The organism is Mesorhizobium xinjiangense (genome assembly GCF_009749525.1).
Classification (GTDB): Bacteria; Pseudomonadota; Alphaproteobacteria; order Rhizobiales; family Rhizobiaceae; genus Mangrovimarina; species Mangrovimarina xinjiangensis.
Genome location: NZ_WOAC01000033.1, coordinates 1 through 12,918 on the forward strand (window position 1 = coordinate 1; position 12,918 = coordinate 12,918).

Sequence of the window (12,918 nt, forward strand, 5' to 3'; positions counted from 1 at the left end):
AAACGACGGAGCGACTGGCGGCGTAAAACGAACCCGATCCACCTTAGCCAAGCCGCCAAACTGTCTCATCAGACGGGTCCACCTCTGTACCATATTCGGGACAGGTGATCTTCACAGAAGGCGGCACCCTGTCTGTGCAGGCGAAGAACGCTAATCCTGATGCTGAAGACACGACGTACACCATGAACGGCTACGAAGCCTATTACGGCCCCGTCGTTGTCGACGATGAAGCGGGCACGTTCACCATCACCGTTGCCTCTTCGCTCGTACGCGCGCTCGAAGGCCAGTCCCTCGTCCGCAACTTCGATGTAACCGACGACCAGCTCGTCATCACTCCGGTCGACGCCTCCGAAGGTTGGCGCGTCACCTACCACCGCCAGTAACTCGCCAGCAGGGCGCCGGCGGCACCCGGATGAGGCGCCATGCAAGACGTAATAACTGACTCAAAGGAACGCACATGACACAGCCAAGCTCCCTCGCTCCAATGTCTTCGCCGAGATCCGCAGCGCGATTTTCCCTGACGGCGGTACTTCTCACACTTGGCTCCGTTGCTGCCACCACGACGGCCTTTGCCCAGACGACCGCAGCAGCTCCGGTGACTCAAGGTGAAACCGCGATCACGATCACGGTAGGCGATACGGTCATGACCGGACGGCTCAATTCGACCGTGATGGCCCGGCACCTGGCAGACCGCTTGCCGATGACGGTTGATTTTACAGATCACGGCATCGGCACGGACGATTTTCCGACGAAAGTTCATGAGATCGAGCCACCCCTGCCTGCCGAGGGCACCGAGCTTGGCGGCCAGCCGGGAACCGGCGAGATCGCGCATTATGTGCCGAACGGCAATTTGGGTTTCTATTACGGGCAGCTCGCCTCCTACTGGCCCGGAGTTGTCTCGCTGGGCACTTTCGACGGCGATCCGGAAGTGTTCGCGCGTCAGACCGGCCTGTTCCCGGTCACCATTGAAGTCGCAGAAGAATAGGACCGGGCAGAGGCGCGGAGAACTCCCGGTGCACCTCGACATGCTGCGTGTCCCAATACCACCAAATGAAATCAATCGCTTGAAGGAGAAAATGACATGACCGAAGAAACAACTCACACACTCAACGATCTGCCTAACGCCGGCCGCCGGACCCTGCTGATGATCACCGGGGCAGGTCTCGCCGCCGCCGGGCTTGTCTCGATGGGTGCCGCGCCCGCTCGGGCGCAGGCCAGCGGCGAATGGGACAAGACGTTCCCCCGCAGCGAGAATGTGGCTCACGAAAAGGTCACCTTCACGAACCGCTACGGCATCACGCTCACCGGCGACCTCTACATGCCGGCCGACAGCGGCGAAGCCGCCCTGCCGGCCCTGGCTGTCGCCGGGCCGTTCGGCGCCGTCAAGGAACAGTCGGCCGGTCTCTATGCTCAGACCATGGCCGAGCGTGGCTTCATCACGCTGGCCTTCGACCCGTCCTTTGTCGGTGAGAGCGGCGGCGAGGTGCGCGACGTCGCCTCGCCCGACATCAACACCGAGGACTTCATGGCCGCCGTCGATTACCTCGGCCTGCACGACGCGGTGGACCGCGAGCGGATCGGCGTCATCGGCATCTGCGGCTTCGGCGGTATGGCGTTGAACGCCGTGGCCGCCGACAAGCGCGTCAAGGCCGTGGCGACGACCAGCATGTACGACATGTCGCGCGTCATGGCGCGGGGCTACTATGACAGCCTGACGGACGAGCAGCGGGCCGAGGCCCTCGCGCAGATGAGCCGGCAGCGCTGGACGGATGCCGAGACCGGCGCCCCGGCAATGGCCGGCGGTCTGCCGGACAGCCTCGACGGCATCGATGACCCGGTCATCCGCATGTACCACTCCTACTACAAGACGGATCGGGGCTATCACCCGCACTCGGTCAACTCGAACGGCGGCTGGACCGTCACCAATCCGCTGTCCTTCATGAACATGCCGCTGCTGACCTACATCGCGGAAATCTCGCCTCGCCCCATGCTGCTGATCGCCGGTTCCGAGGCGCATTCGCGTTACCTCGGCGAGGACGCCTTCGCGGCCGCGGCCGAGCCGAAGGAGCTGATGATCATCGACGGCGCCGGCCACGTCGATCTGTATGATCAGATGGACGTGATCCCCTTCGACCGGCTGGCCGATTTCTTCGGCGAGCATCTCGCGGCGTGAGCAATGCGGGACGGGCCTGCGCGCGAGCGCGGGTCCCATGCCCGCCAAAAAATCCACTGAACGGAGGAACGTCGCATGTGGAAATCAACATTGGGCGCCGCCTGCCTCGCCCTCGGATTGTCAGGAGCTGCCATGGCACAGGAACAGATTCGTATTTCGTCCGACTGGGGCGAGGTGACCGCCACGCTTGCGGATAACAGCGCCGCCGATGCGTTGCTGGAGATGCTGCCGCTTACCATCGAGATGCGCGATCATCTTCGGCAGGAAAAGACAGGCTACCTGCCGTCTGACCTGCCCGAACTGCCGCGACAGCGCGACTTCGGGGTGGGCACGCTCGGTTTGTGGAGCTCCAATCACTTCGTGATCTACTACAACTCCGGCAGCGTCCCGGCCCCAGGCATCATCATCCTCGGGCAGATCACGGGCGACGTGTCGATCTTCGATCGGCCTGGCAACGTCACTGTCGAACTGACCCGCCTCGAATGAACCTGCGGCGGCGCTGACCGCCCCACGATTGCGCCGCGGTCCGAACGGCGGCCCGCCGTTCAATCCCCGGTGCCGGTCGAACGTCTTCGGCCTGCCGGCAGAACGCTCACCACACAAAGGATACCTGATGAAGCTTATCGCACCGCTTACCCTCGCCCTCAGCATGTCCACAGGAATCGCAATGGGCCAGACCGGGAGATACATCGCCTGCTACGAAATGACGTGCGACTGCCCAGAGGCCGCCAGACACTTTACTCGCACTGGCATCGCTCCCTCAGCGAAGAGGAGATAATCGTCATCGGTGGAGAAGCATACCTGCCGTAGAAGCCGCGTGCCAGCGTGTACGCCCAATAATCTCCTGCTTTCGAATTTCAAAACACCGCACAGAGCCGATCTGCCCTTGCGCATTCTTCAATGAGGCACCTACAGTTTGGCTGTTACGGTCTTTCGATTCGCAAGTTCGAAAGCGAAGAGGGAATCCGGTGAGCCATGCGGCGATGCCGGAGCTGCCCCCGCAACTGTGAGCGGTGAGCCACGATCCATCAGTGTCACTGGGATTTTCCCGGGAAGGCCGGATCGAAGGTGAAGACCCGCAAGCCAGGAGACCTGCCGTGACCAGTGAAGAAACGTCCTCGGGCGGGGTGTCCCGGTGGATCGCTTGGTGCGTACGTCAACGGACTCCCGTTCTGACCTGATCCATGCATCCGCTCGGCCCCTGCCCCAGATCAAGGGGTTTGACGCCGATGCCTTCCACCACCGAAGAATTACGTCCAGCAACCGCCGGGGTCTTTTTTGGAGATAATCCCGGCGCGCTCTTTATCGGGTTAGAGTTGCAATTCAGCAGCGTGATGTTATTACATTACAATCGCATCTGCGCGATTGAATTCGCGCCGAATGCCGATCATCGCCATACGAAAAGATCACATCGATAGCTCAAGCCCGCCCTGAGCATTTCCTGACCTGCCGGTCGGCAGGGCTCTCTCACAAATGGATCAGAAACTTGCTCAACAACGCCTTCCGTATGTTCGTCAGCGCTTCCGCGGTTGCCACGCTTGTCGCCGTTTCACCTGCGAACACATACGCCGCGGAAACGCACTATCCCTTGACGTTTGAGAACTGCGGCAGGGAAATCACATTCACTCACGCTCCGGAACGAACCGTTTCAATCGGTCAGAGCTCGACGGAAATTCTTTATCTGCTTGGCCTGGCCGACAAGGTCGTAGGCACGGCCCTGTGGCTTGGTCCGGTACTGGAAGGTTACGAGGAGGCCAATGCCGCTGTCCCCCGCCTGGCCGACAACGACCCGAGCTTCGAAAGTGTAGTCTCCACGAAACCGGACGTGGTGACCACCCAGTTCCAGTCTCAGGTCGGGCCGGAGGGCGTTATCGCAACGTCCGAGCAGTTCGAGGAGCTGGGAATCCCTGTCTATACCTCCCCCTCCGATTGCCTTGGGAAGGACAACAGCGTCGGCGGAGACGGCATCCGCCACACTGTTTTCACCATAGAACTGATTTATCGGGAGATCGCGGAACTCGCACGAATATTCAACGTGCAGGATCGCGGTGAGAAGTTGATCGCCGAGTTGAAGACACGCGAGGATGCCGCCAGGGAAAAGATAGCGTCGACGAATGACAAGGTTTCCGCCGTGTTCTGGTTTTCCAGCCCTGCGGAAGGCACCGATCCCTATGTTGCGGGTCGGAACGGAGCGCCTGGATATATCATGTCAGTGTTGGGCATCGATAACATCATAGAGAGCAACGAAGAATGGCCCACCGTCGGCTGGGAAACCATTGCGAAGGCTGCCCCTACCATCATCGTGGCTGGAGAGATGGAGCGCCGCCGTTATCCGGCTGATGACCTTGAATACAAGCTCCGGTTCCTGAAATCCGATCCGGTCACGAAACTGATGCCAGCCGTCCAAGCGAACCACATCGTCGTCATGGACGCCCAGACGATGAATCCGACGATTCGTACCATTGACGGCATCGAGGCTCTCGCCGACGCCGTTGAAAGTTTCGGCCTCGGAAAATGACTCGATCAGCTCCCCTGCCCTGGCGGGCCGGCAGCATTCTTGCCGCGCTCGCCCTCCTGCTGTTTGCGCTCTGGCTCGGGGCGGCGAGCGGCGAAACCGCCATTCCCATGGAAGTAGTCGCCAAGACCGTCGCAAACCGCATTTTGGGCACCGATTATGCGCTGGATCCGATCGACGAGGGAATCGTGTGGAATTACCGCCTGAGCCGCGCAGTGGTTGCTGCATGTTGCGGGGCAGCGCTTGCGGTTTCCGGCGTCGTACTGCAGTCACTGCTGCGCAACCCCCTTGCCGATCCCTACATCCTTGGCATCTCGGCTGGCGCTTCCACCGGAGCGGTGGGCGTCGCCATTCTTGGCTTAGGGGCAGGCGCGTTGACGCTGCCAGTCGGTGCCTTCGCTGGCTCTCTGGTTGCATTCGGGCTCGTCAGCCTGCTTGCCATGCGAGCCGGACGGGGTACTGGCGCGATCATACTGGCCGGGGTGGCAGGCTCTCAGCTCTTCAATGCCCTCACGTCGTTTATCGTGACCAAGGCAGCCAGCGCCGAACAGGCACGCGGCATCATGTTCTGGCTGCTCGGCAATCTTTCCGGCGTGCGTTGGGCGGATGTCACGCTTGCGCTGCCAGTCGCCGTCATCGGTCTCGGTGTCTGTCTATGGCACGCACGTGCACTCGATGCCTTCGCCTTCGGAGCGGATTCGGCGGCATCGCTCGGAATCCCGGTGAGGCGCGTCTATGCCGTGCTGATTTGCGCCTCAGCCATGATGACTGCAGCCATGGTCAGCATCGTCGGCTCCATCGGCTTTGTCGGCCTGGTTATTCCTCATGCGGCGCGGATGTTTGTTGGCGTGCGCCATAGCCTGCTTCTTCCGGTTTCAGCCCTGATCGGTGCGGTATTCATGATTGCTGCCGACATTCTTTCACGTGTCATCATTCCGGGGCAGGTCCTTCCGATCGGTGTGATCACGGCACTGTTCGGAGCTCCGGCCTTCGCCCTGATCCTCAGCCAGCGCAGGGCGGCCGCATGAGCATCTCCGCAATCGAAGTTTCCTGGTCGGCAGGCGGAGTGGACATTCTTCACGGCGTATCGATTGAGGTGGTTCCGGGTGAATTCCTGGGCATCATCGGTCCCAACGGCTCAGGAAAGAGCAGTCTCTTGTCGCTCCTGTCCGGAATAAGGCGACCGCGTGTCGGCGAAGTGTACTTGGCAGGAACACCGATCCATCAATTCCGCCGTCAGGAAATCGCGCGACGCATCGCCTTCGTGGAACAGCAGGCGGAGACGACCGAACGCATCACTGCCCGTCAAGCTGTCGAACTCGGCCGTACGCCCTATCTGGGGCCTCTCGCGCCCTGGAACCGCGAGGATGACGAGATCGTCGACCGGGCCATGCGCGAGGTCAGCATGGCTGCTTTCGGGGAAAGAAGATGGCACACGCTATCCGGGGGTGAGCGCCAGCGCCTGCATATTGCCCGTGCCCTGGCGCAGGAGCCGGAGACTCTTCTGCTGGATGAACCCACCAACCATCTCGACATCGGTCATCAGATCGGGCTGCTCCACCTCGTAAGGGAACTGAACCTCACAGTCGTGGCAGCTCTTCACGATCTCAACCACGCGGCGATGTTTTGCGATCGGATCGCCGTCATGAAATCGGGCAGGATCGTGGCACTTGGCAGCCCACATGACGTTTTGACAGCCAACCTTATTCGCGAGGTTTTCGGCGTCATCGTCGAAGTGCAACATGAAAGAGACAGTGGTTTCTCCATCCGTTTTCTGCGGCCAATCGATACAACCCGCCCCTCGGCATCGCGATGTAACGTCCAACCAAGTGCCTTTTCCAAAAAGAAGTAAGTAGTTTCAGTCGGTTGTGACCGAAAGCTTCCAACCCGGTTGCAAAATCCGGGTGAACGGATTCGCGCCAGGAATGAAAAAGGTAATTGAAGGAAAGGGTTGGTTGGGAGTGGTACCGTTCTATTGCCCTCGCCCCTACCTTCAACGTAGCTGTGCGGAGCCGTTCCCGGTTGACCGGATGAGGATGTGGCCGATCAGGCGTGATGTCGGGTCGCCGCGGAATGACAGGCCAGACATCCTTGACCCAATTGATTTATAGCCGACCGACGGTCGCCAGCCTCGCACGGATGTACCCAAAACTGAGGCTCGCCTCCAGGATTTCAATCCGGCCCGCAAGATAGTCCCGTTCGCCAAGCAGGGCTATGACCGCCTCCCTCGGATCACCACCACATGCCTCGATCAGGGCGTCCGCAGTGGGTTCATAGGGATCGGGCTCGCTTGTTCCTGTTGGCGCAAACATAACGTTTACGAGCCTGAGACTAAATGAGGTACGTACCTCATGTCAATCGCATATATGAACTGCCCTCGCGCGCGGCGCGCGCAGCGGATGCGTCACACGGATTTCCAGAGGCTGGCGCGACAGCGCGATCAGATCAGGTTTTCGCGGACCACGATTTCGATGCGGATGCGTTCCTGCGAATGGACGATGTCGCGCCCGTCGCTTTTGGCGCGCAAGACGCGCAGCGCGCTGCGAACGATGTGACCGACATCCTGGCTGACCACGGCGTCCATCAGATTGTCGCGCAGAGCCTCCCGCGTGATCTTGGTCAGTTCGTGCGCGATGAGCGTCATGCTCTCCCGGCGTTCGTGGTCGCGCAGCACGTCGACGAGCGCGCGGCTGCCATGCCCCACCGAATAGATGCCGGCAATGTCAGGCCTGTTTCTCAGCATTTCGGTGACGAGGCGCTCGGTGGCACCCTCGTCGTCATGGGTCTCGATCGAAGGCAGCACTTCGATCTGCCGAAAGGATTCCGCCATCACTTGGTCGAAGCCGAGGCGCCTCTCCACATTGTCCCTGGCTTGCATGGAGCTCACCAGAACCATCACCGAACCGCCTGTTTTTCCGAGGAATTTCCCCATCAGAAATCCGGCCGTGCGTCCCGCGGCAATGTTGTCGATGCCGACAAAATGATCGCGCTCGGTATTGGGGAGGTCCGACACCAGCGCGACAATCGGAACGCCATCGGATTTCAGCCTGGCGATCGCATCGCGCACATGCGGCGTTTCCGGCGCGAAGATCGCAACGCCGTCGGTATCGTCGGCGTTGAGCGCGCGTAGCGATTTGACCAGGGCGTGTGGATTGCCGTTCGGGAAGGTGATGATCCGCACTTCCGTCCTGTCGGCGAGCGAACTCGATGTTGCTTCGGCGATTGCATCGCGCAGCGTATCGACAAACAGGGCCGGCGCGTCCGGCAGCACAAAGACCATTTGATAGAGACGCTGCCGGGCAAGGTTGGCGGCCGTGACATCACGGACATAACCAATCTGCTCGATCGCAGCATTGACACGCTCTACGGTCTTTTCCCGTACGCCCGCACGCGCATTGAGAACCCGATCGACGGTTGCCAGGCTGACTCCGGCGGCCCTGGCTACGTCATTTACTGTTGGTCTCGCCATCGAGCTCCTCCCGAAGGCCGTATATGGCGATTTGGTGAGGTACGTCAATCAGGAGCGCCGGCGTTGCGCGTTGCGAGGCTGTTAGGCGTGACTTGCCATCATACTGACATGCGCGGCGGCAACCTTCCAGCCGTCGGAAGTCTTCACACATGTCTGCATCTGGCGGCTGACATGTCCGGGAAAGTCATCCCGGTGAAACAGGGTGGAGGCGATCGCCACGTCCTTGCCGTAGGTCGTGATGAGGGTACGCGACAGGCTGCGGTCGAAGGGCTGCTGTGCTGCCCGGAAGCGCCTGATCTCCGCGATTCCGTATTGCACCTCGGCCACCCCATAGTGCACGGTCTTGTCGGAGGACAGGAACATCGCGTCCAGCGCCACCATGAGGGGCAATTTTCATCCAAAAGGGGCTCGCAGCCGTCGATATCAGCAGCGGCTTTTCCAATCGGCGGCATGACGGGCCGATGTTGTCCACGCTCGACCACGCCGTGAGCAACTCTGTTGGGGTGATGACAACAGGCCCCGGCAGGCTTAGATGGCAAAGAGCAGCTCCAGCCTGGCCAGCAACGCCTGGTCGAAACGGGCCCGTGCGGACGCATCCGCGCCTGCGGCGTCACGCCCCTCGGCCACCGCCAGTTCGCCACGTCCCGGCACCGAGAAAGTCGTGTCGGGGAGCGCACTGGCGTCTCATTCGTCATTTGCCTTGCGATTGTGCACAGCAGCATTTATTTGCAAATTGCAATTGATAAGCAACTATACCAGCAATATTCCTATTTTATAAGGATTGCCGCGGTGCGAGGAGCGGGCCGAAAGGTCCGACATGCCAAGGACCGCCTGCGGCTGGAACGACCGGGTCCGCAGAAAACTCTGCCGTTGTGCGTCGCAAGACAGCACCGCAGCAAAACGAGAATGGAGAGGGGAACAGCGCCGCAACCAGGGTCGTCGATGGGTGGTCGAAGCGGCAAAGGCGTTGAAGAGCGGCAAAAGCGCCGTCCTCATTCTGGCGGGCAAGGCGCTGCGCGCCGACGCTCTGGCGACGGCAGGACGCATTGCGGCCGCCACCGGCGCGGCGCTCTTCTCACAAACATCGGATCGCACCCAGCGCGGCGCCGGCCGCGTCGCGGCGCGTCCGGTTCCCTACAATGTCGACCTTGCGGTCTCGACGATGAAGGAGTTCGAGGTCGCGATCTGCATCGGAGGCAGGCAGCCCGTCGCCTTCTTCGCCTATCCTGGCAAGCCGAGCACCATTCTGGATCCGGCCTGCGATGTGATCGAAATGGCCGGCCACGAGCACGATCTGGCGGCGAGCCTGGCCGGTCTTGCCGACGAACTGGGCATCGCGCCCAATGCGCCGTTCGTGCCGAACCGCTTCATGCAGCACGAGATCGCCGATCCGACGGGTGCGCTGAATGCCGAGACGATCGCGCTCGCGGTGGCGCGCCGCCTGCCCGAAAACGCAATCATCTGCGAAGAATCCATTACGTCGGGCGGCAAACTCGCCGCGCTTGCTCCAGGCCTTCATCCGCACGATCATATTCCGTTGACCGGCGGTTCGATCGGAGAAGGCATTCCGCTTGCTGTCGGCGCCGGCATCGCCTGTCCCGATCGCAAGATCGTCGCCATGCAAGCCGACGGCAGCGGCATGTACACGGTGCAAGGCCTGTGGACGCAGGCGCGCGAGAACCTCGACGTGCTGACTGTTGTCTATTCCAACCGCGCCTATGCAATCCTGCAAGGCGAGATGCGCAATGTCGGCGTCAATGATTTCGGCGTGAACGCGCGCCGCATGCTCGACCTCGATCGTCCGAACCTCGACTGGTGCAAGATGGCGGCCGGCATGGGCGTGGAGGCCGGACGCGCCACGACGGTGGAGGAATTTTCGAGACTTCTCGACGCCGGACTGTCGCGCAAGGGCCCGTTCCTGATCGAAGCCGTCATGACCTGAAAACGGTCCTTTCCCGATCTTCATCCCGCCCTTACCTCAGTTAGTCAGGTTGAGCTCGAGGACAATTGACATGCCTCCCAGACCGTTCTGAGTTGGAATTTCCAATGATGATCTCGGCGTTCGGGGAGGGAGAATTCCATGAAGATGCGGCGCCGGGGCACCGTAAAGTTATCGATTGATTGGTGCAGCGATAGCTGGCAGCCCGAGGCATCCTCATGGAATCCTCCTCTTCGCGTATCCCTTCGTGAATTCTCGGCCTATCGCGCGAAGCGGAAGCGCATGTTGGTGATCTGACCGCTTCCCAGACCTCGGTCTTGTCCAGCCTGACCGGCTCCACGCCCTTGTGAGCGAAGAGGCGGATGCCGTCGCCGATGAGGACGGACGCGCCATGGATGAGGACCTCGTCCACAAGCCCTGATTCAAGCCGACGGGAAGTCGCAGCATGTCAGCGGGACTTGACGAAGCGTTCCAGTTTGCCCAGCGTTTGCAGACCCAGTTCCACGGCGCCGAAGCCTTTCGCCTCCTGGAACTCGGCAGCCGTGCTGAAGATCATGCCCAGCGTAACCTTCGTCGCCCCGTCGTGATCCTCGAACGAGGCCCAGGCATCGGCATGTTTCGGCCCATTCTCGCCCCAAAGAAGCGTGTAGCCGATACTTTCCTCGGCCCGGACCTCGCCATAACGATGGTGGTTCGGGAAGACCGTGCCATCCGGCGCAATCATGTCGAAGACCCATTCGCCGCCCGCGCGCAGGTCGATCCTTTGCGTCCGACAGGAGAACCCGTCCGGTCCCCACCATTGCGGCAACGTCTCGGGGTTCATCCACGCACCCCAGACCAGGGTTCGCGGCGCCTGTATCACGCGCTCCAGCACCATGGTCCGCTCAGCCGCGCCCGCAAGATTGTCCAGCCCCGCCCCAAAGCCTTGCCGGTATCCCGCCTCCATATTCTCGGCCAGCGACGAAAGCTGCACCGTCACGGCCAGCCGGCTGCGCTCGTCCGCGCCTGAGAAATCCGCCGTCACCAGCGCGGCCGATTGCGTCACGCCTTTGGACGAGATCACCTCGTAGTTCACACTGCGCAGCGCCGGCTGCAACTCCAGCCAGCCAACCTCGCAGCGGATATCTGGCTGGCCCTTGACCTTGCAGAGCGAGACCTCGCGTCCGCCCACCCTGGTGGCGGCCTCCAGAAACTCCACGGTGACTGAGGGCGTGGGCGCGGCCCAGACCGCCCGCGCGGCCGGGGCCGTCCAAGCCTGCCACAGCACCGATAACGGCGCGGCCACGTCCCGCTCGAAGGTCAGCGTCGCAAAACGGTCCTTCCTGTCATCTAGCGCCGTGCGGGCCGTGCTGCTTGAATCCGGGTTCCGTGTCATTCTTCGCTTTCCTTCATCACATTCATCACAAATGCGTCCAACCGATCGAGCCGGGCTTCCCAAATGGCCCGCTGTTCATCGAGCCATGTCCACACCGGGTTCAGAGCCTCGGGCACGATGGCGCAGGTGCGTATCCGCCCGTCCTTGGATGTGGTGATCAACCCTGCCTCCTCCAGCACGGAAAGGTGCCGCATCACCGTAGGCAACCGCAGTCCCGTGGGCCCAGCCAGATCCGTCACCCGCGCGGGCGTTTCGGCGAGCCGAGTCAGGATCGACCGACGGGTCGGGTCGGCCAAGGCGTGGAAGAGCAGCGAAAGATCAGCATCATGCTTAGCCATATGGCTAACTATCGCTCGATTTGCCGATAGCGCAAGCAAAAACTTCGTTAAGTCGCTAAGTTTTTTGCCGACCCAAACGCGCCGAGCCTACGGAGTAGTCGGCTTCTGTTGCTGGGTTCCCTGAGAGCATTGTCTCCGAAGTTCGGCTCTTACACCATCACCGGGACATGCCCACTAATACGTATCATCACCGGGCCAAGTCCAAATGCTCTGCTATGTGTTTGTAGCCCTCGCGATAAACCATCTGCGGACTTTCGGCGAAGTCGCGCCACACCTTAGTTGCCGCGGCGAGGTCGGGCAGGCCGCGGCCGAACGCCTCGATCGTCAGCCAGCCGTCATAGCCGCTCCTGCGGATCGCAGCGAACGTCTCGGCCCACGGAATATTGCCGCGCCCCGGCACACCGCGATCATTTTCAGAGATGTGAACATGAACGATGTTGCGCAGGTTGCGGGTGAAGGCGCCGACGGGGTCAGTCTCCTCGATGTTGGCATGGAAGGTGTCGTACATCGCCCTGATGCTGGGATAGCCCACATCGTCGACGAGCCGCGACAGGTCATCCATCGTATTGACGAGATAGCACTCGAAGCGGTTGAGCGCCTCCAGCCCGACCGTCACGCCCTTTTCGGCCGAGTAAGCCCCGATCGCCCTTTGCGTCTCGACCGCTCGCTGCCATTCCGCAGCACTCGGCCCCTCGCCGCTGAATTGACCGAGCGTGGAATGAAGCGGTCCGCTCACCGTGTCCGCGCCAAGCGCCGCCGTGCAGTCGATCACCCATTTCATGTGCTCGATGCCGGCGCTGCGCTGCGAGGCTTCGGCCGAGATCAGGTTCATCGCCGGATCGCCCATCGCCGCGACCGCCGTCCGCTCCAGTCCAATCTCGTCGAGCAGACGGCCGAGGTCGGCATAGTGCTCCGGGCTGCCCTCAAAGATCGGGATCTCGACCCCGTCAAACCCGGTCGCCCGGATGTCGCGCAGCAGCGCCTCATGGTCACGCGTCACATGCGTGGTCCACAAGAACATGCACATTCCGATCTTCATGCGTCCCTCCCGGCGTCTTGCCGCGTGGCTAGAACATGTCCCGCTCAAACGGAATCGTTTGAGCGAAAGG

Annotated in this window: 15 protein-coding genes and 1 riboswitch; of the genes, 9 read left to right on the plus strand and 6 right to left on the minus strand. The window is 61.4% G+C overall.

The genetic code is table 11. The features are described from left to right. Window positions 1-104: 104 nt before the first annotated feature. From GM909_RS23715 to GM909_RS23745, 8 genes are all read left to right on the plus strand, one after another. Window positions 105-383 carry a lipocalin-like domain-containing protein gene (locus GM909_RS23715; protein ID WP_268890790.1) on the plus strand — a complete coding sequence of 93 codons (279 nt, stop codon included), beginning with the start codon at window positions 105-107 and terminating at the stop codon, window positions 381-383. Between the two features lie 74 nt (window positions 384-457). Then, window positions 458-985, plus strand: a complete 528-nt coding sequence (locus GM909_RS23720) for a cyclophilin-like fold protein (RefSeq protein WP_157019862.1) — start codon at window positions 458-460, stop codon at window positions 983-985. A 96-nt stretch (window positions 986-1,081) separates the two neighbouring features. Continuing rightward, window positions 1,082-2,173: an alpha/beta hydrolase gene (locus GM909_RS23725; protein WP_157019864.1), complete on the plus strand. Its 1,092-nt coding sequence runs from the start codon at window positions 1,082-1,084 to the stop codon at window positions 2,171-2,173. 132 nt (window positions 2,174-2,305) lie between these two features. After that, the gene (locus GM909_RS23730) at window positions 2,306-2,659 is read left to right on the plus strand and encodes a cyclophilin-like fold protein (protein ID WP_235912047.1); all 354 of its coding nucleotides are present in this window, start codon (window positions 2,306-2,308) and stop codon (window positions 2,657-2,659) included. 423 nt (window positions 2,660-3,082) lie between these two features. Continuing rightward, window positions 3,083-3,287: riboswitch (cobalamin riboswitch) on the plus strand. Between the two features lie 115 nt (window positions 3,288-3,402). Beyond that, on the plus strand, window positions 3,403-3,591 hold the full coding sequence (locus tag GM909_RS25880; protein WP_198174382.1) for a hypothetical protein: 189 nt from the start codon (window positions 3,403-3,405) through the stop codon (window positions 3,589-3,591). 89 nt (window positions 3,592-3,680) lie between these two features. After that, window positions 3,681-4,691 (plus strand): ABC transporter substrate-binding protein, encoded by a 1,011-nt coding sequence (locus tag GM909_RS23735; RefSeq protein ID WP_157019938.1) that lies wholly within the window; start codon window positions 3,681-3,683, stop codon window positions 4,689-4,691. After that, window positions 4,688-5,716, plus strand: coding sequence for a FecCD family ABC transporter permease (locus GM909_RS23740; RefSeq protein WP_157019868.1), 1,029 nt, complete (start codon window positions 4,688-4,690; stop codon window positions 5,714-5,716). Before GM909_RS23735 ends, GM909_RS23740 begins: the two co-directional genes overlap by 4 nt. Beyond that, window positions 5,713-6,540, plus strand: coding sequence for an ABC transporter ATP-binding protein (locus GM909_RS23745; RefSeq protein ID WP_157019870.1), 828 nt, complete (start codon window positions 5,713-5,715; stop codon window positions 6,538-6,540). Before GM909_RS23740 ends, GM909_RS23745 begins: the two co-directional genes overlap by 4 nt. A gap of 588 nt (window positions 6,541-7,128) precedes the next feature. On the opposite strand, the gene GM909_RS23750 is transcribed toward GM909_RS23745, so the two are convergent. The 3 genes from GM909_RS23750 to GM909_RS26335 all read right to left on the minus strand — a co-directional run bounded on the left by GM909_RS23750 (window position 7,129) and on the right by GM909_RS26335 (window position 8,808). Next, on the minus strand, window positions 7,129-8,157 hold the full coding sequence (locus tag GM909_RS23750) for a LacI family DNA-binding transcriptional regulator (RefSeq protein ID WP_157019872.1): 1,029 nt from the start codon (window positions 8,155-8,157) through the stop codon (window positions 7,129-7,131). 81 nt (window positions 8,158-8,238) lie between these two features. Then, on the minus strand, window positions 8,239-8,538 hold the full coding sequence (locus GM909_RS23755; protein ID WP_157019874.1) for an AtzH-like domain-containing protein: 300 nt from the start codon (window positions 8,536-8,538) through the stop codon (window positions 8,239-8,241). 147 nt (window positions 8,539-8,685) lie between these two features. Further along, window positions 8,686-8,808 carry a hypothetical protein gene (locus GM909_RS26335; protein WP_268890791.1) on the minus strand — a complete coding sequence of 41 codons (123 nt, stop codon included), beginning with the start codon at window positions 8,806-8,808 and terminating at the stop codon, window positions 8,686-8,688. A gap of 166 nt (window positions 8,809-8,974) precedes the next feature. Between GM909_RS26335 and GM909_RS23760 the strand changes: the two genes are divergently transcribed. Continuing rightward, complete coding sequence (locus GM909_RS23760; protein ID WP_157019876.1) at window positions 8,975-10,099, plus strand: acetolactate synthase large subunit; 1,125 nt, start codon at window positions 8,975-8,977, stop codon at window positions 10,097-10,099. A gap of 445 nt (window positions 10,100-10,544) precedes the next feature. Here the strand turns inward: GM909_RS23760 and GM909_RS23765 are convergent, their stop codons facing one another. From GM909_RS23765 to GM909_RS23775, 3 genes are all read right to left on the minus strand, one after another. After that, window positions 10,545-11,471 carry an SRPBCC family protein gene (locus tag GM909_RS23765; protein WP_157019878.1) on the minus strand — a complete coding sequence of 309 codons (927 nt, stop codon included), beginning with the start codon at window positions 11,469-11,471 and terminating at the stop codon, window positions 10,545-10,547. After that, the gene (locus GM909_RS23770; RefSeq protein WP_157019880.1) at window positions 11,468-11,809 is read right to left on the minus strand and encodes an ArsR/SmtB family transcription factor; all 342 of its coding nucleotides are present in this window, start codon (window positions 11,807-11,809) and stop codon (window positions 11,468-11,470) included. Before GM909_RS23770 ends, GM909_RS23765 begins: the two co-directional genes overlap by 4 nt. 187 nt (window positions 11,810-11,996) lie before the next feature. Then, window positions 11,997-12,848 carry a sugar phosphate isomerase/epimerase family protein gene (locus GM909_RS23775; RefSeq protein ID WP_157019882.1) on the minus strand — a complete coding sequence of 284 codons (852 nt, stop codon included), beginning with the start codon at window positions 12,846-12,848 and terminating at the stop codon, window positions 11,997-11,999. Between the last annotated feature and the right edge of the window lie 70 nt (window positions 12,849-12,918).